Source organism: Acidimicrobiales bacterium (genome assembly GCA_035512495.1).
Classification (GTDB): Bacteria; Actinomycetota; Acidimicrobiia; order Acidimicrobiales; family CADCSY01; genus DATKDW01.
This window is the reverse complement of record DATKDW010000062.1, coordinates 37496-55923: the sequence shown is the minus strand read 5'-3', so window position 1 is coordinate 55923 and position 18428 is coordinate 37496. Positions and strand designations below refer to the sequence as shown.

The following is an 18428-nucleotide window of genomic DNA, read 5'->3' as shown; positions in this document are numbered from 1 at the left end:
GACATGGCCCGACCCCGCAGCCCGACCGGCCGGGCCCGAGAGGTCGTTCGCCGGCTGGCCGTGGTGTACCCGGGCACGGCCGCCGAGCTGTGCGAGCTCGACCACCGGTGTGCGTTCGAGCTCCTCGTGGCGACCATCCTCTCGGCTCAGACCACCGACGCCCGGGTCAACACGGTGACCCCCGAGCTCTTCCGTCGCTGGCCCGACGCCGCCGCCCTCGCCGGTGCGGACCCGGACGAGCTCGAGGCCGTCCTCCATCCGACCGGCTTCTACCGCCAGAAGGCGAGGAGCGTGCGGGCGATGGCCGCCCTGCTGTGCGAGCGCCACGGTGGCGAGGTGCCCACGGCGATGCGCGAGCTCGTGGCGCTGCCGGGGGTCGGCCGCAAGACCGCCAACGTGATCCGCAGCGTCGGCCTGGGCCTGCCGGGCCTTCCGGTCGACACCCACGTGCTGCGCCTCGCCGAGCGCCTCGGCCTGACCGACGCGACCGATCCGGTGAAGGTCGAGGTCGAGCTGAACCCCATGGTGCCGGCGCGCGAGCGGGGTCTCCTCAGCGAGCGGCTCATCCTCCACGGCCGCCGCGTGTGTGGCGCCCGCCGCCCCCGCTGCGACGACTGCGTCCTCGCCGACATCTGTCCCAGTGCCTTCGCAGCCGGTGGCACATGACCGGCTTGGGGCCGTGTGCCGGCCCATAGGCTGTCGAGGTGACCACCCGGCCCGCATCGTGACCCCCGAGGCTGTCTGGCGGGTGGGCTGCCGCCTCGGCTTCCGGGTGAGCGAGCCGGCGACGGTGGCCCTCCAGATCGCCCCGGCCGCCACCGCTGGCGACGTACTCGATGCCACGCTCGACGTGACGATCGGTGGCGACCCCCTCGATGTCGAGCTGTTCGATGGTGACCACGGCGCGGTCGTCCAGATCCTGCACAGCCCGGTTGGAGAGCTGTCCGTCGCCTACGACGGCGTGATCCAGCGGGGGGAGGCCGTGCCCGGGCCCCCGGTCACCAGCCTCGACGCCGAGCAGCTGACGTACCTGCGCCAGAGCCGGTACTGCCCCTCCGACGAGCTGAGCGGCTTCGCCGCCTACGAGCTCGGCCACCTCGGACCCGGTCCCGAGCTGCTCGCCGCCGTCGGCGGGTGGGTGGCCAGCCGCCTCACCTACCTGGGCGGGGCGAGCGGACCGCTCGACACCGCCGTCGACTCGCTCTTCGCCGGGCGGGGCGTCTGCCGCGACTTCGCCCACCTGGCGATCACCATGCTGCGGGCCCTCGACGTCCCCGCCCGCCTCGTGGCCGTCTACGCCCCCGGGCTGAGCCCCATGGACTTCCACGCCGTGGTCGAGGCCTACGTCGACGGACGGTGGTGCATCCTCGACCCCACGCGCCTGGCGCCCCGCGCGTCGCTGGTGCGCATCACCACCGGCCGGGACGCGGCCGACACCGCCTTCGTCACCGTCATCGGCGGCACCGTCGAGCTGCTACGGGCGGAGGTGACGGCCGTGATCGACGGCGACCTGCCCATGGACGACCACACCGGCGTGGTCGTCCTCCCGCTCTAGGGGTCACGGGTCCTGTCGCCCTCGCGCAGGTCACCCGCGAAGGTCGTCGACCACCCGGTCGAGTCGGCGCCCCGCGGTGCGCAGGGTGCGCTCCACGTCGAAGAGGGCCAGGGCCAGGTCGTCGCGCTCGGTGCCGACCATCGCCTCGGCGATGCCGGTGAGCCGTTCGGTGAGCTCGGCCAGGCTCGTGGCCACGGAGGAGAGCTGGGGTCCGGCGGTCATGAGGCCTGTCTAGCGGTCGATACCGGTTCCGGCCGCGTCAGGGGTGCCCGTTAGGCTCGATCTCCCATGTTGAAGCGGCTCGACCTCCGTGGCACCACCGGTGACCTCGTCGACCTCCTCCCGCGGCCGCAGGCCGCCAAGGAGCCGCCGATCGCCGAGGTCCAGGCCCTCCTGGCCGATGTCGCCGCCCGGGGCGACGCCGCCCTTCGGGACGCCACCGAGCGCTTCGACGGGGTCGTCCTCGACGAGCTGCGGGTGCCGACCGCCGACCTCGACGCCGCCCTGGCATCGATCCCGGCCGAGCTGAGAGCTGCCCTGGAGGTCGCGCAGGCCAACATCACCGCCTACCACCGGGCCCAGGTGGCACCCGACGTCGACCACGACAACGACGGCATCACCGTGCGAGGCCTCCGCCGGCCGGTCGACCGGGCCGGCTGCTACGTGCCGAGCGCGGCCGCACCGCTGATCTCCACCGTGTTGATGACGGCACTGCCGGCCAAGGTGGCGGGCGTGCCCGAGGTCGTGCTCTGCACCTCGCCGTCGCCCGATGGGTCGGTCGACCCCGGCATCCTCGCCGCCGCCGCGCTGGCGGGGGTCGACGAGGTCTTCCGGGTGGGTGGTCCGGCGGCCATCGGTGCCCTGGCCTCCGGCACCGAGAGCATCCGGGCGGTCGACGTCATCGTCGGCCCCGGGAGCGCCCGTGTTGCCCAGGCGAAGCGCGAGGTCGCCTCCCGTGGGCTCGTCGGTGTCCCGTCGTCCTTCGCTGGACCGTCGGAGGTGGTCGTCGTCGCCGACGCCGGCGCGCCGGTGGAGTGGGCCGCGGTCGACATCGTGGTGCAGGCCGAGCACGGCCCCGACGGCCTGGCGTGGCTGGTCACCTGGGACGAATCGGTGGCCGACGCGGTCACCGACGCCGTCGCCCGCATCGTGGCCGCGTCACCCCGGCGGGCGCAGATCGAGTCGACCCTGGGCGAGGGTGGCTACGCCGTGCTCTGCGACGGCCCCGAGCACGCCATCGCCATCGCCAACGCCATCGCCCCAGAGCACCTCGAGCTGATGGTCGACGGTGCCGACGACCTGCTGCCGTTCGTGCGCCACGCCGGCGCCGTCTTCACCGGTCACCTGGCACCTGCTTCGGTCGGTGACTACCTGGCCGGCCCGAACCACGTCCTGCCGACCTTCGGCTCGGCCCGCTTCGCCGGCGCCCTGCGGGTCGACGACTTCACCAAGCACATCCACGTGGTGAGCCTCGACGGCGCCGCGCTCGACCGCGTCGCGCCCCACGTGGTGGCCATCGCCGAGGCCGAGGGCTTGGTGGCCCACGCCCTGTCGGTGCGGCTCCGCCAGGAACGACCCCGGTGAGCGCGGCGGCGCGGCCGCCCGTGCGGGACGACCTCGCCATCCTCGAGGGCTACCACTCCCCACAGGTCGACGTGGCGGTGCGGCTCAACACCAACGAATCGCCGCTGCCCCCGCCCCCGGCGTTCTCCGACGCCCTGGCCGCCGAGCTGTCGCGCCTGGAGTGGCACCGCTACCCGGACCGACAGGCCCTCGAGCTGCGCAACGCCATCGCCGGGGTCCACGGCGTCGACCCCCGCCAGGTCTTCGCCGCGAACGGCTCCAACGAGGTCATCCAGAGCGTGTGCCTGGCGTACGGGGGTCACGGGCGCACCGCGGCGTTGTTCGCGCCCACCTACCTCATGCACGGCCAGATCGCCAGGGTGGTGGGGACGACGGTCGTCGAAGGAGGGCGCGCCCCGGACCTCTCGCTCGACCTCGCAGAGGTCGACCGGGTCGTCGCCGCCCACGGGCCTGCCATCACGTTCATCACGTCGCCGAACAACCCCACGGGCATGGTCGAGGAGCCCGACGTGATCCGCGCCGTGGCCGACCGCGCGCCGGGGGTGGTGCTCGTCGACGAGGCCTACGGCCAGTTCGCCGGGTGGTCGTCCCTCGAGCTCGTCGACGACGACCGACCCCTCGTCGTCACCCGCACCTACTCGAAGACCTGGTCGATGGCGGCGGCCCGGCTGGGCTACCTCATCGGGCCCACCTGGCTGGTCGACGAGCTGGAGAAGGTGGCGCTCCCGTACCACCTCGACGCCGCCAAGCAGGCCGCCGGTCGCATCGCCCTGCGCTTCGAGCCCGAGATGCGCGAGCGGGTTCGGGCCCTCGTCGCCGAGCGCGAGCGCCTGGCCGCCGCCATGGCACGCCTGCCGGTCCACCAGTGGCCGTCGGGTGCCAACTTCATCCTCTTCCGTCCCGAGTCCCGTCCCGGGGCCGAGGTGTGGCAGGGGCTGCTCGACCGATCCGTCCTCGTCCGCGACTGCTCGTCGTGGCCCGGCCTCGACGGGTGCCTCCGGGTCACCGTCGGGACACCGGCCGAGGGGGACGCCTTCCTGTCCGCGCTCTCCGAGGTGATCACATGACCCGTTCCGCCCGCCGCAGCCGCACCACCAAGGAGACCTCCATCGAGCTCTCGGTCGAGGTCGACGGAGGTGGCACCGTCGAGGTGAGCACCGGGCTGCCGTTCTTCGACCACATGCTCTCCCAGCTCGGCCGCCACGGAGGCTTCGACCTGGTGGTCAAGGCCGAGGGCGATCTCGAGGTCGACGCCCACCACACCGTCGAAGACGTCGCCATCACCCTCGGGGAGGCCTTTGCCGAGGCGCTCGGCGACAAGGCAGGGGTCCGGCGCTTCGCCAGCGGGCTCTACCCCCTCGACGAGGCGCTGGTGGAGGTGGCGCTCGACCTGTCGGGCCGGCCGTTCATCGCCTACGACGTCGAGCTGGGGGAGGTGCTCCCGCTCGGGACGCCGCCGTTCGACCCGCAGATGGCGGAGCACTTCTGGCAGTCCTTCGCCCACAGCGCCGGCATCACCTTGCACGTGAACCTGCGCACCGGCCGCAACACCCACCACGTCCTCGAGGCGACCTTCAAAGGCGTGGCTCGGTGCCTGCGCGATGCGGTGCGGGTGGAGGGTGGGGGGATCCCGTCCACCAAGGGCACCCTGTGACCGACGCCGGGCGCCCGCTCGTCGCCGTCCTCGACTACGGCATCGGCAACCTCCGGTCGGCCCAGAAGGCGCTGGAGCGCGTCGGGGCCGATGCCCGTCTCACCGCCGACCACGGCCTCATCAGCGAGGCCGCCGGTGTGGTCCTGCCCGGGGTGGGGGCGTTCGGGTCGTGCATGGCGGCGCTGCGCCGGACAGGCCTCGACGAGCCGGCCGCCGAGGCCGCCTCGGAGCGACCCTTCCTCGGCGTCTGTGTGGGGATGCAGCTGCTGTACGAGGGCTCCGAGGAGGATCCCGGGGTTCCCGGGCTCGGCGTGCTGCCAGGCACGGTCCGTCGGCTCCCCGATGGGGTCAAGCGCCCGCAGATGCAGTGGAACACCCTCGACATCGTCGGTGAGCCGGCCCTGTTCGAGAGGGTCGAGCGGCCGGTGTGGGTCTACTTCGTGCACTCCTACGCCGCCGACCCGGGCGAGCACGTGGTGGCCACCTGCCACTACGGGCGGCCTCTCGCCGCCGCAGTCGAGCGTGGCCGTCTGTGGGCCACCCAGTTCCACCCCGAGAAATCGTCCACCGCTGGCCTGGCCATCCTGGGAAACTGGGTCCGTCGCCTCGGCGCCGAGGTGCCAGCATGATCGACCTCTACCCCGCCATCGACCTGCGCGGTGGCCGCTGCGTGCGGCTCTACCAGGGCGACTTCTCCAGGGAGACCGTCTACGGCGACGACCCGGTGGCGGTGGCGCGGGCCTACGAGGACGCCGGCGCCCCGTGGATCCACGTCGTGGACCTCGACGCCTCCCGGGGGCAGGGCTCGAACCGCGAGCTCGTCATCGCCGTCGCCGCCGCCGTGTCGGTGCCGGTGCAGACCGGTGGCGGCGTGCGTGACACCTCGCTGCTGGACGAAGGCGTCAGTCGGATCGTCCTCGGGAGCGTTGCGGTGGGCGAGCCGGACCTCGCCGCCCGCCTCATCCAGGAGGCGCCCGGCCAGGTCGCCATCGGGCTGGACCACTGGGACGGTCAGGTCCGGGTCCGGGGCTGGGAGGACGGAGCGGGCGTCGAGCTGTTCGAGGCGCTGGCCTGGCCAGAGCTCAGCGGCGCGGCGTCGTTCGTCGTCACCAACATCGCGCGGGACGCGACGCTCGAGGGCCCCGACCTCGACGGCTACCGAAGGCTGCTGGAGGTGACCGACACCCCAGTCGTGGCCAGCGGAGGGGTGGGATCGCTCGACGACCTGCGTGCCCTCGACTGCATCGGTGTGTCCGGGGTCATCGTGGGCAAGGCCCTGTACGAGGGGCGCTTCGACGTGACCGGTGCCCTCGAGGTCCTCGCCGGTCCGTAGCGACCACGGAGCGTAGGTGCTCGCATACCTTCTCTCCGGCGTGGGGAAGGTGAAGCACATGCTCTTCGTCCTCCTCGTCCCCGGCACCCTCGCTCTCATCCTCGCCCTCCTGGTGGTCGCCGATGCCCTGGAGCGGCGCTCCTCGCTGTCCCTCGTCCGGTCGTCACTGCGGTCGCCGGTCTCGTGTGAGCTGACCGAGGCGATCATCGCCGCCAACCTGGCGCCCCGCCTCGAGGCCGCCGGCCTCGGCCGCGACGAACATGAAGGCGACGGCGAGGAAGACGCGGCGGGCGTCACCGCCCTTCGGGCCGAGCCGGCGAGCGCCTCGTTGGGCGCCCTCCAGGTCGCGGAGGCCTGACCCTCGGGGCTCGTCGACCCGGAAAGACGATGTGCCACCGTGGCCTGGCCCTGCCACGCTGGACCAATGCTCTCCGTGCGCGATCTCTCGGTGGAGGTGGGTGGTCGGCTGACGCTGGCCGACGCCACCTTCAGCGTGCGCGCCGGCGACAAGGTCGGCCTCGTGGGTCGCAACGGGGCCGGCAAGACCTCGATGCTCAAGGTGATGGCGGGCGCGGCGCCGCCCCACAGCGGCACCGTCTCCATCCAGGGTGCCCTCGGCTACCTCAACCAGGACCCCCGGAACACCACCGCCCTCGACGGCACCACGGCCCTGTCGCACGTCCTGGCCGGCCGAGGCCTCGACGAGATCACCACCCGGATCGAGAAGGCCCGCCTGGCGTGCGAAGAGGACCCCTCCGAGCGCAACGTGGCTCGGCTCAGCAAGGCCCAGGACGCGTTCGAGCACGAGGGCGGCTACGCCGCCGAGGCCGAGATCCGCCGAATCGCCTCCGGTCTCGGTCTGGCCGACGACCGCCTCGAGATGCCCCTGAAGGTCCTCTCCGGCGGCGAGCGCCGTCGCGTCGAGCTGACCCGCATCCTCTTCGCCGGCAGCGACGTCCTCCTGCTCGATGAGCCGACCAACCACCTCGACACCGACGCCAAGGCATGGATCATGGGCTTCCTCCGCGGCTACCGGGGTGCCCTGCTGGTGGTGAGCCACGACCTCGACCTGCTTGACGAAGCGATCACCCGGATCCTCCACCTCGACCGGGCCGGCGACGGGGTTGGGCACATGGTGGAGTACAAGGGCACCTACACCCAGTACCGGGAGGCCCGGGCCGCCGACGAGGTGCGCCTGGCCAAGACGGTGGCGGCCCAGGACGCCGAGATCCACCGGCTGGCGTCGCTGGCCGACTCCATGCGGGGCCAGACGGCCAAGCGGGCCCGCACCGCCAAGTCGCTCGACAAGCGGGTCTCCCGCCTCGAGGGGGCCAAGGTGACCGGCCCGACGCGGGAGCGCAGCATGGCGGTGCGCTTGCCCGACCCCCCGCACGCCGGCAAGGTGGTGCTGGAGGTCGAGGGGCTGGCGAAGTCCTACGACGGGCCCCCGATCTTCACCGACGTGGCCTTCGACCTCGGCCGGGGCGAGCGCCTGATGGTCATGGGCCTCAATGGGGCCGGCAAGACCACGCTCCTGCGCATCCTGGCCGGCCAGAGCGAACCCGACTCCGGCACGGTGCGCTTCGGGCTCAACGTGTCGACGGGTTACTACGCCCAGGAGCACGAGAACATCGCCGCCGGCACCGACCTCCTCACCCACGTCCAGGCCGAGGCCGACCGCCCGCTCGTCGAGCTCCGCTCCCTGCTCGGCATGTTCGGGCTCTCCGGGGAGATGGCCTTCCAGGACGCTGGCACGCTCTCCGGTGGTGAGAAGACCAAGCTCTCGCTGACCCTCCTCACCGCCGGGCGCCACAACCTGCTCTTGCTCGACGAGCCGACCAACAACCTCGACCCGCCGTCCCGCACCGCGGTCGCCCACGCCCTGGGGGGCTGGAAGGGCTCGATGATCCTCGTCAGCCACGATCCGGAGTTCGTGCGCGAGCTGGCGCCGCAACGGGTGCTGATGATGCCCGAGGGGACCCTCGACTACTGGAGCGACGACCTCCTCGACCTCGTTGCGATGGCCTGATGGTGCAGGCGGCCCGCGTCATCCCCTGCCTCGATCTGGATGCCGGGCGCGTGGTGAAGGGGGTCAACTTCCTCGACTTCCGCGATGCCGGCGACCCAGTGGAGGTCGCGGCCCGATACGACGCCCAAGGCGCCGACGAGGTCGTCTTCCTCGACACCACCGCGTCCTCCGACGACCGCGACACGATGGTCGAGGTGGTCGCCCGTGCCGCGGAGGAGGTCTTCATCCCCCTCACGGTCGGCGGAGGGGTGCGTACCGTCGATGACGCCCGTCGCCTCCTCCGTGCCGGCGCCGACAAGGTCGGCGTGAACTCGGCTGCCGTGGCCCGACCCGAGCTGGTGGCGGAGATCTCTGGCATGTTCGGCGCTCAGTGTGTGGTGGTGTCGATCGACGCGCGCCGCACGGAGTGGGGCTTCGAGGTGTACACCCACGGGGGCCGGCGACCCACGGGCATCGACGCCGTGGCGTGGGCGGCCGAGGTGGAGGCGCGTGGCGCCGGCGAGATCCTGCTGACCTCCATGGACCGCGACGGCACGGGCGATGGCTTCGACCTGGAGCTGATCCAGAGGGTCGTCGACGCCTGTGGCATCCCGGTGATCGCCAGCGGCGGGGTCGGCACCCTGCAGCACCTCGTCGACGGCGTCCTCGAGGGCCACGCCGACGCTGTGCTCGCCGCCTCGATCTTCCACTTCGGGGAGCACACCGTGGCCGAGGCCAAAGAGGCCATGGCCGCGGCCGGCGTCGTCGTCCGCCCACCCGACTGACCGGGCCTGGCCCCTCCTGGTTCTGGGCACGTCCGTTGCCGCCCGCGCACCATCTGCGTGCCGAGAACCAGGCGGTACGCACGCCGTCGCCCGGACCCCGGCGTCGCATCGCTCTCCCTCCGCGAGCCAGACTGAGGCCATGATCCTCGAACACGCGATCCTCGACGTGACCCCGGGACAGGAGGCCGCCTTCGAGGTCGCCTTCCGGCGGGCGAAGGCGATCATCGCCGGGGCGCAGGGCTGCTCGTCGGTAGCCCTCCGCCGCTGCGTCGAGCACCCCAACCGCTATCTGCTCCTGGTGGAGTGGGAGCGCCTTGAGGACCACACCGAGGGCTTCCGGGGCTCGGCGGCCTACGAGGAGTGGCGCGACCTGTTGCACCACTTCTACGACCCGTTCCCTGTGGTCGAGCACTTCGAGGAGCTGGAGGGCACATCTTCGCGATGACCCCGGGTTGTCAGGAGACCCGAGCCTCCCAGGCTCGCCGGAGGACGCGCAGGAGGGTCTCGGGGGGCTGGGCGCCGCCGATGCCCCGACCGTCGATGAGGAAGTACGGCACACCGGTGACGTCGATCTCGGTGGCCCGCCGCTCGTCGGCGCGCACCTCGTCGGCGAATGCCCCAGAGGCCAGGACCTCGGTCACCTCGTCGGGGTCGAGCCCGGCCTCCACCCCCAGGCGGGCGAGCGCGGCGTGGTCGGCGATGGGTTCGCCCTCGGTGAAGGTGGCGGCCAGCAGACGCTCCTCGACGCGGTCCTGGATCCCCCGGGCGGCGGCGAGGTGGATGAGCCGGTGGGCGTCGAAGGTGTTGCCCGACCGGACGAGGTCGAAGCGCAGGTCGAGCCCGGCTTGCGCCCCGGCCGCCGTCATGCGGTCGACCATGCCCTGGGCGCCCTCGACCGAGGTGCGGTACTTGCGCGCCAGGCGCTCGACGTAGCGGCCCTCACGAACGCCGGGCGCAGCAGGGTCGAGCTCGAACGACCGCCACACGACCTCTACCTCGTCGGCGTGCTCGAAGTCGGCGAGAGCGGCCTCGAGGTGGCGCTTGCCGATGTAGCACCAGGGGCAGACGACGTCGGACCAGATCTCGACCTGCATGGTGGGTCCAACACGGCGCCGCCCACCGATCATCCCCAGGGTGATCTCCCGAGGCCAGCCGGAACCGAGGCCAGGAGGTGGACCACCCGGCCCTACGATGGGGCCATGGACGCCGCCACGACCATCGATGCGACCGACGACGAGCTGGGCCGCGTCACGTACGACGCCGCCGGCCTGGTGCCCGCCATCGTGCAGGACCGGGCGACCGGCCAGGTCCTGATGATGGCGTGGATGAACGCCGCGACCCTCCGGCGCACCCTTGCCGAGGGTCGCACCGTCTTCTGGAGCCGCTCCCGCAAGGAGGAGTGGGCCAAGGGGGACACCTCGGGCGACCGCCAGTGGGTGCGCGAGGCGTACTTCGACTGCGACGGCGACACGCTGCTCTTCGTGGTCGACCAGGAGGGCAAGGGCGCGTGCCACACCGGTGAGGTGAGCTGCTTCTACCGGCCCTTCGGATCCGGCTGAGCCCATGTTCCGACCCAGCAGGGACGACTTCCGCGACCTGGCGCGGGGACACACCGTGGTGCCCGTGTGGCGGGAGGTCCTCGGCGACCTGATCACGCCGGTGGCGGCCTTCGCACGGGTCGTGGGCGAGGAGCCGGGGTTCCTCCTCGAGTCCGTCGAGCACGGCGAGCGGTGGGGCCGCTTCTCCTTCATCGGCCGGCGGCCGACGGCCACCCTGGTGGCCCGCGGCGCGGTGGTGACCGTCGACGGGGCGATCCCCGACGGCATCCCCCTCGACCGTGGGGTCCTCGCCGCCGTCGAGGCCCTGCTCGGCGCCTACCGATCGCCCTCCCTCCCCGAGCTTCCCCCGCTGCACGGTGGTCTGGTCGGCTACCTCGGCTACGACATCGTGCGCGAGGTGGAGCACCTCCCCGACGTGCCCCCCGACGACCACGGCCTCCCGGACGCGGTGCTCAGCGTCATCGGGCAGCTGGCGGTCTTCGACCACTGGCGCCAGCGGGTGATCCTGATCGACAACGTCATCGTGGAGCCGGGCGCGACCGACCAGGAGCTCGACGCCGCCTACGACGAGGCCCTGCTCCGGCTCGACCAGCTCGCCGCCGACGGTGCCCGCCCGACCGACGAGCCGGTGGTCGACCCGCCCGACCCGGGAGACCCCCTGCCCGAGGTCAGCTCGTCGATGGGGCCCGGCGTCTACGAGGCGGCAGTCGACGTGGCCAAGGAGCACATCCTCGAGGGCGACATCTTCCAGGTGGTGCTGTCGCAGCGCTTCGACCTCACCCTCGACGCCGACCCCTTCGACGTCTACCGGGTGCTGCGCCAGGTGAACCCGAGTCCCTACATGTACTTCGTCCGCCACCCCGACGTGACGCTGGTGGGTTCGTCGCCCGAGCCGATGGTCCAGCTCCTCGGCGGCCGGGTGGTGTCCCGCCCCATCGCCGGGACCCGTCGCCGGGGGGCCACCGACGAGGAGGACCGCCGCCTCGCTGGCGAGCTGGCCGAGCACCCCAAGGAGGTGGCGGAGCACATCATGCTGGTCGACCTGGCCCGCAATGACGTCGGCCGCGTCGCCGAGTTCGGTAGCGTCGCCATGGACGAGCTCATGACCCTCGAGCGCTACAGCCATGTGATGCACCTCACCTCGCAGGTGTCGGGCCGGCTCCGTCCGGGGCTCGGGCCGGTCGACGTGCTGCGGGCCACGATGCACGCCGGCACCGTCACCGGCGCTCCCAAGGTCCGGGCCATGGAGATCATCGACGAGCTCGAGCCCGTCAAGCGCGGCCCCTACGCGGGTGTGGTCGGCTACCTCGACTTCTCGGGCAACCTCGACACGGCCATCGCCATCCGGACCATGGTCGTGCGCGAGGGCACCGCGTCGGTGCAGGCGGGTGCTGGCATCGTCGCCGACAGTGACCCCCAGGCGGAAGAGGCGGAGACCCGGAGCAAGGCGGCGGCGCTCCTCGCCGCCGTGCCCGCCGCTCGCCGCATGACCGCCAAGCGCCACGAGGCTGCGACATGACCGTCGAGGTCGCCGCCAGCGGGGGGTTGGTGCTGGCGCGCGACGTCGTGCGCGCAGCCGGCGACGAGGCCGTGTCCTTCCTGCAGGGCCAGCTGAGCCAGGACGTGGAGGCCCTCGAGGTCGGCGGCTCGGCGTTCTCGCTCCTCCTCCAGCCGCAGGGCAAGGTCGATGCCTTCCTCCGGGTCACCCGGGTCGCCGACGACGAGCTCGTGCTCGACACCGACGCAGGTTGGGGGAGGGCGGTCGTGGCCCGGCTCGAGCGCTTCAAGCTGCGCGTCCGCTGCGAGCTGGCGCTGCTCGACGACTGGCGGGTCGTGGCCCTCCGGGGCGTGGACTGCGAGGGGCTCGACCCGGGACCGGACGTGTGGGCCGTCCCGCCGGAGACCCCGGGGGTCGAGGGGTGCGACCTCCTGGGACCGGGCGTCGCCGTCCCCGATGGCATCGCCACCATCGCCCCCGGGACGTACGAGGCCCTTCGCATCGCCCGTGGCGTGGCCCGCATGGGTCCCGAGCTCGGCGAGTCGACCATCCCCGCCGCCGCCGGCCTGGTCGAGCGCTCGGTCAGCTTCACGAAGGGCTGCTACACCGGCCAGGAGCTGGTGGCCCGCATCGACTCGCGGGGCGGGAACACCCCGGTGCGGCTGCGACGGGTGGTCGTCGAGGGGTTGCTCCCGATGGCGGGCGCCACCCTCGAGGTCGACGGTGAGGAGGTGGGCACCCTCACCAGCGTCGCCCCCGTCGAAGGCGGTGCCGTGGCGCTGGCCTACGTCCGCAGGGGGGTCGAGGTGCCGGGCCCGGCGGCGCTCCGGTGGGGTGACGGCGTCACCCCGGCCACCGTCGAGCCGCTGCCGTAGCCGTCGTGTCCCTCTCTCACGGCCGCGGCCGCCACGTCGTCGTGCTCCTCGCCCCGCTGCTCCTCGCGACCATCGTCGGCTGCTCGTCCCCGCGGGGGTTCCAAGCGCTGCCGGAGCCCGAGACGGTCACCACCCTCGAGGCCACCTCCACCTCCCGGCCCGACCGCAGCCAGGTCCGCCTCCGCGAGGTGCGGGGCACCACGACCACCACGACGGTGGCCATCGTGGGGGCTGGCGGCGACGCCACCCTGGTGGGTCGGGTCGACGGTCCGAACGGGCCCGTCGGGGGGGCGACCGTGCTGATCGAGCGGTTCGTCGGTGGCGAGGTGGCCGCCGTCATGGTGCCGACGGCCCCCGACGGCACGTGGAACCTCCCGGACGTCCTCGGCGGTCGCTACCGGATCCGTGCCTGGCGGGTGCCCGACCTGGCGCTCATCCGGCCCACCATCCTCTTCCTGCGGTCTGGCCAGACGCGCGGCGTCGAGCAGCGCCTCGAGCTCGTCGAGCGCGAGCGGGTCGACACCGTGGCGGCGCCGAACCCGCCCATCGTCGACGAGCCGACCAACCTCAAGGTCCGGCTCTCGACCTGGGCGGTCGACGACGACGGCATCGTGCGATCGCGCCCACGCCCCGGGGTCTCGGTGAGGCTCGGGGGGACCGGCTCCTGGAGCGTTCGCAGCGCCAACCCGGTCACCACCGGCAGTGACGGCTCGGCGACCTTCACGCTGGTCTGCCAGACGACCGGGCGTCAGCCCCTCGTCGCCACCCTCGACGGCACCGACACCGTCATGCTGGTCGTAGCGGACTGCACCACGGCTCCGACCACCACGACAACCACGGACGGGACGGCGACCACCGATCCCGGCGGGGGGTCCGGGACCACGACCACCACGACAGAGGGGAAGACGACCACCACTGCAGACGACGATGGCTGACGCCGTCCGCGCCGTCGCCCCCGCCTCGTGACCCACTACGAGGTGCTCGGGCTGGCGCCCGATGCCGGCGAGGCAGAGGTCCGGCGGGCCTACCTCGCCTTGGCCCGGCGGCACCACCCCGACGTGGTCGCCGGCTCCCCGCCCGCGGAGCGGGCCGACGCCGAGCGGCGCATGCGCGAGGTGAACGAAGCTTGGCGCGTACTCGGCGACCGGACCCGGCGGGCCGCCTACGACCGACGCCTCGCCGGCGGCGCTGATCCCGACGGGGACGCCGAGACCTCGGTCTTCCGGCCCTTCGAGCCGGGTGACGACGACCCCGACCCCCTCGACGTCGCCGACCATCCCTACCGGGACGACCCTGCGGCCCTGGCCCCCGGTCGACGCATCGCCACCGTCGCGCCCATCGCCCTGTTCGCGGCCAGCGTGGGGGCAGGCGCGGTGGGCCTGGCGCTCGGTTCGGCGCCGTTGCTCGGGCTGGCGGTGGCGCTGTTCGTGCTGTCCTGTGTGGGCTTCCTGGTGGTGCCCCTCCTGGCCCTGGCCAGGGCGACCCGCGACGAAGGGTGACGGCGGGGCCCGTCACCGAGCGGGACCCCTCCCACCGCCTCCGCAAGCTCCGGCGGCGGGCCCCTCCCCTCGGTGCCACCCGCCGTCAGTCCGGTTCTGCGGTCTCGGCCTTCGGCCGAGGCGGTTGGTGGGGTGACGGCGGGGCCCGTCACCGAGCGGGACCCCTCCCACCGGGCGGCTACGGTCGCCGTCGACGTCCGACGCCCCTCCAGGAGACCCCACCGTGTCGAAGATCGCCGTGTTCGCGACCATCAAGGCCAAGGCCGGGAAGGGCGACGAGGTCGCCGTCGCCCTGGCCACGATGTTCCCCGTGGTCGAGTCCGAGGAGGGCACCGAGGTCTACGTCCTCCACCGGGTGGAGGGCGACCCCGACACCATCCTGTTCTACGAGCTCTACGCCGACGCCGAGTCCCTCGGCGCCCACGGCGGCAGCGACGCAATGAAGGCGGTCGGGGCCGGTCTCCGGGATCTCGCCGATGGGCGTCCCGAGATCGTCCTCGCCACGCCGGTGCAGGCCAAGGGCATCTCGCTCGAGGGCTGAGGAAGGTCGAGGGCCGGAACGGCTCCGGGCAGTCCGGAGGCCGCCGGTAGGCTGGTCCGCCGTGGGCACCTACCTCGATCGCATCGTCGCTGCCCACCGGGCGGTCACTCGGCGCGACGCGCGTGACCTGGCGACGCTGGTGGCCGCGTGCGACGGCCTCGCCCCCACGCGCTCCTTCGCGGGTGCACTCACCGCCCGGCCGGGTACGTCGGTCATCGCCGAGGTCAAGCGGCGGTCGCCCTCGCGAGGGGACCTGTTCCCCGACCTGGTGGCTGCTGACCTCGCACGCCGCTACGAGGCGGGCGGTGCCAGCTGCCTCTCGGTCCTCACCGACGCCGAGTTCTTCGGTGGCTCGGTCGACGACCTGGTCGAGGCCCGGGCAGCCGTCGCCCTGCCGGTCCTGCGCAAGGACTTCACCGTCGACGACCGCGACGTGGTCGACGCTCGCCTCATGGGTGCCGATGCCGTCCTCGCCATCGTCGCCGCCCTCGACGCTCGCGAGCTACGGCGGGTCATCGCCCTCGGCGGCGATCTGGGCCTCGAGGTGCTGGTGGAGGTGCACGACGCCGCGGAGCTCGACGAGGCGCTCGGAGCCGGTGCCACCATCGTGGGGGTGAACCAGCGCGACCTCACCACCTTCGATGTCGACCGGGAGCTCGCCCTGCGGCTGGCGCCGTCGATCCCGTCAGGGGTCACGAGCGTCGCCGAGTCGGGAGTCCGCCACGCTGCCGATGTCGCCGCCCTGGCAGCGGCCGGCTACGACGCCGTCCTGGTGGGGGAGACCCTCGTCACCAGCGGCGACCCAGGGGACGCGGTCGCCGGCCTGGTGGCCGCCGGCGTGGCGGTGACACCGTGTTCGTGAAGATCTGCGGCACCACCAGCGAGGAGGACGCCCTGCTTGCCGTGGCCCTGGGCGCCGACGCGGTGGGCTTCATCTTCGCCCCCTCGCCTCGGCAGGTGGCCCCGGCCATGGTGCGCGACATCCTCCGCCGGCTCCCGCCCGAGATCCTCACCGTCGGCGTGTTCCGCGACCAGGCACCCGAGCGGGTGGTCGAGATCGTGAACACCACCGGCCTGCGGGCGGCGCAGCTGCACGGCCACGAGTCGCCGTCCGACACGCAGTACGTGAAGGAGCGGGTGCCGGTGGTGTTCAAGGTCTTCGGCGCCGGCGATCCGGCGGTGGCCTCGGCGCGTGACTACGGGGCCGACGTGGTGATGATCGACAACGAGAGCCCCGGGTCGGGCCAGGTCTTCGACTGGTCCCTGGCCGAGGACGTGCCCGCCCGGCTGCGCCTGATGCTCGCCGGTGGCCTGCACGCCGGCAACGTGGCCGCCGCCATCGACCGGGTCCACCCGTGGGGTGTCGACGTCGCCTCGGGCGTCGAGTCCTCCCCCGGGCACAAGGACCCACGCCAGCTGCGCGCCTTCGTCAACGCCGCCAAGGCAGCGGCGCCACCCGGGTACGAGGCCGCCGCCGGCGGCCCCCTGCCCTACGACTGGCGCGAGGAGCTGGCATGACCGACGCAGCGGACGGCTCCCGCCCCGCCCCTGGGTCGGCGGTCGAGGCAACCCACATGGGCGACCCCGACGACCGTGGCCGCTTCGGCGACTTCGGCGGTCGCTTCGTGCCGGAATCCCTCGTTCCCGCCTGCCAGGAGCTCGAAGCCGCGTTCCGCGCCGCATGGTCCGACGACGCCTTCCACACCGAGCTCGACGACCGGCTCCGCACCTACGCCGGCCGGCCCTCGCCGGTGACCGAGGCCGAGAACCTGTCGCGCCGCCTCGGGGTGCGGGTGCTGCTCAAGCGCGAAGACCTCAACCACACCGGGTCCCACAAGATCAACAATGTCATCGGCCAGGCCCTCCTCACCCGGCACATGGGCAAGAAGCGCCTCATCGCCGAGACCGGGGCCGGCCAGCACGGGGTGGCGGCGGCGACGGCGGCGGCGCTCTTCGACCTCGACTGCGTCGTGTACATGGGCGAGGTCGACGTCGAGCGCCAGGCGCTCAACGTCTTCCGGATGGAGCTGCTCGGCGCCGAGGTGCGGCCGGTGTCGTCGGGGAGCCGGACCCTCAAGGACGCCATCAACGAGGCCATGCGCGACTGGGTGGCCTCGGTCGAGACCACCCACTACTGCATCGGCTCGGTGATGGGTCCGCACCCCTACCCGTGGATGGTCCGGGAGCTGCAGCGGGTGATCGGCGACGAGGCGCGGGTGCAGTCCAAGGAGCTGCTCGACGGCGGAGACCCCGACCTCGTCGTGGCCTGCGTCGGCGGGGGATCCAATGCCGCGGGAATCTTCGCCGGCTTTGCCGAGGGCCCGGCCCGTCTGGTGGGGGTGCAGCCCGATGGCGGCGCGGCGATCGGTCGGGGGCTGCCCGGGGTCGTCCACGGGTCGGCCAGCCTGCTCCTCCAGGACGAGCACGGCCAGGTCAGCGAGGCCCACTCCGTCTCCGCCGGGCTCGACTATCCCGGTGTCGGTCCCGAGCACGCCCACCTGGCCGCGACCGGCCGCGCCGAGTACGTCACGGTCACCGACGCCGAGGTCCTCGACGCCTTCGAGCTGCTGAGCCGCAGCGAGGGCATCATCCCGGCGCTGGAGCCGGCGCACGCCATCGCCTGGGTGGCCCGAGAGGCCGGAGGGGCGATCCCGACCGGAGCCACCGTCCTGGTGAACCTCAGCGGCCGAGGCGACAAGGACGCTGAGCAGGTCATGCGCATCCGCAAAGGCACGCGGTGACGCCCACGACGCAGGTCGGCCCGCTCGAGGCCTCGCTGCGCGCCCGTCGCGACGCCGGCCACAAGCTCCTGGCCCCTTACGTCACCGGTGGCCTCACCGACGACTGGACGGAGGTCCTGCGGGCGGTGGCGGCGGCCGGTGCCGATGCCATCGAGGTCGGGATCCCGTTCTCCGACCCGGTCATGGACGGCCCCACCATCCAGGAAGCTTCGGCGACGGCCCTGGCCCGGGGGGTGACGCCGCCCTCGATCCTCCATGACCTCACCGGGGTCGACGCCGGCGTCCCGCTGGTGGCGATGACCTACTACAACCTGGCGTACCGCATGGGCGAGCTCCGCTTCGCCCGCTCGCTGGCAGCAGCGGGGGTGGCGGGAGCCATCCTGCCCGACCTGCCCCTCGACGAGTCCGCCGGGTGGGAGGCCGAGGCCGCCGCCGCGGGCATCGAGACCGTGTTGCTGGCGGCGCCGGTCACCTCCGACGACCGCCTGGGCGAGATCGCGGCCCGCTCCCGAGGGTTCGTCTACGGGGTGAGCCTGATGGGCATCACCGGCGAGCGGGCCGAGGTGGCGTCGTCGGCGGCGGTGATGGCGAAGCGCCTCAAGGCCGTCACCGACAAGCCCGTGCTCATCGGCTTCGGTGTCTCGACGCCCCGCCAGGCGGTGGAGGTCTGCGCCGAGGCCGACGGGGTCATCGTGGCGTCGGCCCTGATCCGCACGCTCCTCGCCGGCGGGGGCCCCGAGGCCGCCGCCGACTTCGTCGGTGGGCTCCGGGAGGCGCTCGACCGCGGCTGACGCCG

Annotated in this window: 23 protein-coding genes; 21 read left to right on the top strand and 2 right to left on the bottom strand. The window is 73.0% G+C overall.

Annotation, left to right across the window (positions count from 1 at the left end; all coding sequences use genetic code 11):
- Positions 1-3: 3 nt before the first annotated feature.
- Positions 4-666 (top strand): endonuclease III, encoded by a 663-nt coding sequence (gene nth, locus VMN58_08965; protein ID HUF33320.1) that lies wholly within the window; start codon positions 4-6, stop codon positions 664-666.
- Positions 667-724: 58 nt separating this feature from the next.
- Entirely contained in the window at positions 725-1555 is an 831-nt protein-coding gene (locus tag VMN58_08960) for a transglutaminase family protein (protein ID HUF33319.1), read from the top strand.
- A gap of 30 nt (positions 1556-1585) precedes the next feature.
- On the opposite strand, the gene VMN58_08955 is transcribed toward VMN58_08960, so the two are convergent.
- Positions 1586-1777, bottom strand: coding sequence for a hypothetical protein (locus tag VMN58_08955; GenBank protein ID HUF33318.1), 192 nt, complete (start codon positions 1775-1777; stop codon positions 1586-1588).
- Between the two features lie 66 nt (positions 1778-1843).
- On the opposite strand from VMN58_08955, the gene hisD reads away from it, so the two are divergent.
- The 9 genes from hisD to VMN58_08910 all read left to right on the top strand — a co-directional run bounded on the left by hisD (position 1844) and on the right by VMN58_08910 (position 9364).
- Positions 1844-3139: a histidinol dehydrogenase gene (gene hisD, locus VMN58_08950; protein ID HUF33317.1), complete on the top strand. Its 1296-nt coding sequence runs from the start codon at positions 1844-1846 to the stop codon at positions 3137-3139.
- Positions 3136-4206 carry a histidinol-phosphate transaminase gene (gene hisC / locus VMN58_08945; GenBank protein ID HUF33316.1) on the top strand — a complete coding sequence of 357 codons (1071 nt, stop codon included), beginning with the start codon at positions 3136-3138 and terminating at the stop codon, positions 4204-4206. Before hisD ends, hisC begins: the two co-directional genes overlap by 4 nt.
- Positions 4203-4793: an imidazoleglycerol-phosphate dehydratase HisB gene (gene hisB, locus VMN58_08940; protein HUF33315.1), complete on the top strand. Its 591-nt coding sequence runs from the start codon at positions 4203-4205 to the stop codon at positions 4791-4793. The genes hisC and hisB overlap by 4 nt, the downstream gene beginning before the upstream one ends.
- Positions 4790-5422 (top strand): imidazole glycerol phosphate synthase subunit HisH, encoded by a 633-nt coding sequence (gene hisH, locus VMN58_08935; protein HUF33314.1) that lies wholly within the window; start codon positions 4790-4792, stop codon positions 5420-5422. Before hisB ends, hisH begins: the two co-directional genes overlap by 4 nt.
- Entirely contained in the window at positions 5419-6126 is a 708-nt protein-coding gene (locus VMN58_08930) for a 1-(5-phosphoribosyl)-5-[(5-phosphoribosylamino)methylideneamino] imidazole-4-carboxamide isomerase (GenBank protein HUF33313.1), read from the top strand. The genes hisH and VMN58_08930 overlap by 4 nt, the downstream gene beginning before the upstream one ends.
- A gap of 40 nt (positions 6127-6166) precedes the next feature.
- Complete coding sequence (locus tag VMN58_08925; GenBank protein HUF33312.1) at positions 6167-6484, top strand: hypothetical protein; 318 nt, start codon at positions 6167-6169, stop codon at positions 6482-6484.
- A gap of 66 nt (positions 6485-6550) precedes the next feature.
- Positions 6551-8155 carry an ABC-F family ATP-binding cassette domain-containing protein gene (locus VMN58_08920; GenBank protein ID HUF33311.1) on the top strand — a complete coding sequence of 535 codons (1605 nt, stop codon included), beginning with the start codon at positions 6551-6553 and terminating at the stop codon, positions 8153-8155.
- On the top strand, positions 8155-8919 hold the full coding sequence (gene hisF / locus VMN58_08915) for an imidazole glycerol phosphate synthase subunit HisF (GenBank protein ID HUF33310.1): 765 nt from the start codon (positions 8155-8157) through the stop codon (positions 8917-8919). Before VMN58_08920 ends, hisF begins: the two co-directional genes overlap by 1 nt.
- 139 nt (positions 8920-9058) lie before the next feature.
- The gene (locus VMN58_08910) at positions 9059-9364 is read left to right on the top strand and encodes an antibiotic biosynthesis monooxygenase (protein ID HUF33309.1); all 306 of its coding nucleotides are present in this window, start codon (positions 9059-9061) and stop codon (positions 9362-9364) included.
- A gap of 10 nt (positions 9365-9374) precedes the next feature.
- On the opposite strand, the gene VMN58_08905 is transcribed toward VMN58_08910, so the two are convergent.
- Positions 9375-10013, bottom strand: a complete 639-nt coding sequence (locus VMN58_08905; GenBank protein ID HUF33308.1) for a DsbA family oxidoreductase — start codon at positions 10011-10013, stop codon at positions 9375-9377.
- A gap of 105 nt (positions 10014-10118) precedes the next feature.
- Here VMN58_08905 and hisI point away from each other — a divergent pair, with 105 nt between their 5' ends.
- The 10 genes from hisI (at position 10119) to trpA (ending at position 18423) form a co-directional block, all read left to right on the top strand.
- Complete coding sequence (gene hisI, locus VMN58_08900) at positions 10119-10478, top strand: phosphoribosyl-AMP cyclohydrolase (GenBank protein ID HUF33307.1); 360 nt, start codon at positions 10119-10121, stop codon at positions 10476-10478.
- Positions 10479-10482: 4 nt separating this feature from the next.
- Entirely contained in the window at positions 10483-11997 is a 1515-nt protein-coding gene (trpE, locus tag VMN58_08895) for an anthranilate synthase component I (GenBank protein HUF33306.1), read from the top strand.
- On the top strand, positions 11994-12851 hold the full coding sequence (locus tag VMN58_08890; protein ID HUF33305.1) for a hypothetical protein: 858 nt from the start codon (positions 11994-11996) through the stop codon (positions 12849-12851). Before trpE ends, VMN58_08890 begins: the two co-directional genes overlap by 4 nt.
- 5 nt (positions 12852-12856) lie before the next feature.
- Complete coding sequence (locus VMN58_08885; GenBank protein ID HUF33304.1) at positions 12857-13786, top strand: carboxypeptidase-like regulatory domain-containing protein; 930 nt, start codon at positions 12857-12859, stop codon at positions 13784-13786.
- A gap of 27 nt (positions 13787-13813) precedes the next feature.
- On the top strand, positions 13814-14350 hold the full coding sequence (locus VMN58_08880; GenBank protein ID HUF33303.1) for a DnaJ domain-containing protein: 537 nt from the start codon (positions 13814-13816) through the stop codon (positions 14348-14350).
- A gap of 223 nt (positions 14351-14573) precedes the next feature.
- On the top strand, positions 14574-14891 hold the full coding sequence (locus tag VMN58_08875) for a putative quinol monooxygenase (GenBank protein HUF33302.1): 318 nt from the start codon (positions 14574-14576) through the stop codon (positions 14889-14891).
- A gap of 61 nt (positions 14892-14952) precedes the next feature.
- Positions 14953-15753, top strand: coding sequence for an indole-3-glycerol phosphate synthase TrpC (gene trpC, locus VMN58_08870; protein HUF33301.1), 801 nt, complete (start codon positions 14953-14955; stop codon positions 15751-15753).
- Entirely contained in the window at positions 15744-16409 is a 666-nt protein-coding gene (locus VMN58_08865) for a phosphoribosylanthranilate isomerase (GenBank protein ID HUF33300.1), read from the top strand. Before trpC ends, VMN58_08865 begins: the two co-directional genes overlap by 10 nt.
- The gene (gene trpB, locus VMN58_08860; protein HUF33299.1) at positions 16406-17632 is read left to right on the top strand and encodes a tryptophan synthase subunit beta; all 1227 of its coding nucleotides are present in this window, start codon (positions 16406-16408) and stop codon (positions 17630-17632) included. The genes VMN58_08865 and trpB overlap by 4 nt, the downstream gene beginning before the upstream one ends.
- Positions 17629-18423 (top strand): tryptophan synthase subunit alpha, encoded by a 795-nt coding sequence (trpA, locus tag VMN58_08855; GenBank protein HUF33298.1) that lies wholly within the window; start codon positions 17629-17631, stop codon positions 18421-18423. The genes trpB and trpA overlap by 4 nt, the downstream gene beginning before the upstream one ends.
- The last annotated feature ends 5 nt before the right edge of the window (positions 18424-18428 follow it).

Bases quoted from the DNA above. Each gene is read 5' to 3' on its own strand.
- nth (HUF33320.1), top strand. From the start codon at position 4: ATGGCCCGACCCCGCAGCCCGACCGGCCGGGCCCGAGAGGTCGTTCGC.
- VMN58_08955 (HUF33318.1), bottom strand. From the start codon at position 1,777: ATGACCGCCGGACCCCAGCTCTCCTCCGTGGCCACGAGCCTGGCCGAG.
- hisD (HUF33317.1), top strand. From the start codon at position 1,844: ATGTTGAAGCGGCTCGACCTCCGTGGCACCACCGGTGACCTCGTCGAC.
- hisB (HUF33315.1), top strand. From the start codon at position 4,203: ATGACCCGTTCCGCCCGCCGCAGCCGCACCACCAAGGAGACCTCCATC.
- VMN58_08930 (HUF33313.1), top strand. From the start codon at position 5,419: ATGATCGACCTCTACCCCGCCATCGACCTGCGCGGTGGCCGCTGCGTG.
- VMN58_08920 (HUF33311.1), top strand. From the start codon at position 6,551: ATGCTCTCCGTGCGCGATCTCTCGGTGGAGGTGGGTGGTCGGCTGACG.
- hisF (HUF33310.1), top strand. From the start codon at position 8,155: ATGGTGCAGGCGGCCCGCGTCATCCCCTGCCTCGATCTGGATGCCGGG.
- VMN58_08910 (HUF33309.1), top strand. From the start codon at position 9,059: ATGATCCTCGAACACGCGATCCTCGACGTGACCCCGGGACAGGAGGCC.
- VMN58_08905 (HUF33308.1), bottom strand. From the start codon at position 10,013: ATGCAGGTCGAGATCTGGTCCGACGTCGTCTGCCCCTGGTGCTACATC.
- hisI (HUF33307.1), top strand. From the start codon at position 10,119: ATGGACGCCGCCACGACCATCGATGCGACCGACGACGAGCTGGGCCGC.
- trpE (HUF33306.1), top strand. From the start codon at position 10,483: ATGTTCCGACCCAGCAGGGACGACTTCCGCGACCTGGCGCGGGGACAC.
- VMN58_08890 (HUF33305.1), top strand. From the start codon at position 11,994: ATGACCGTCGAGGTCGCCGCCAGCGGGGGGTTGGTGCTGGCGCGCGAC.
- trpB (HUF33299.1), top strand. From the start codon at position 16,406: ATGACCGACGCAGCGGACGGCTCCCGCCCCGCCCCTGGGTCGGCGGTC.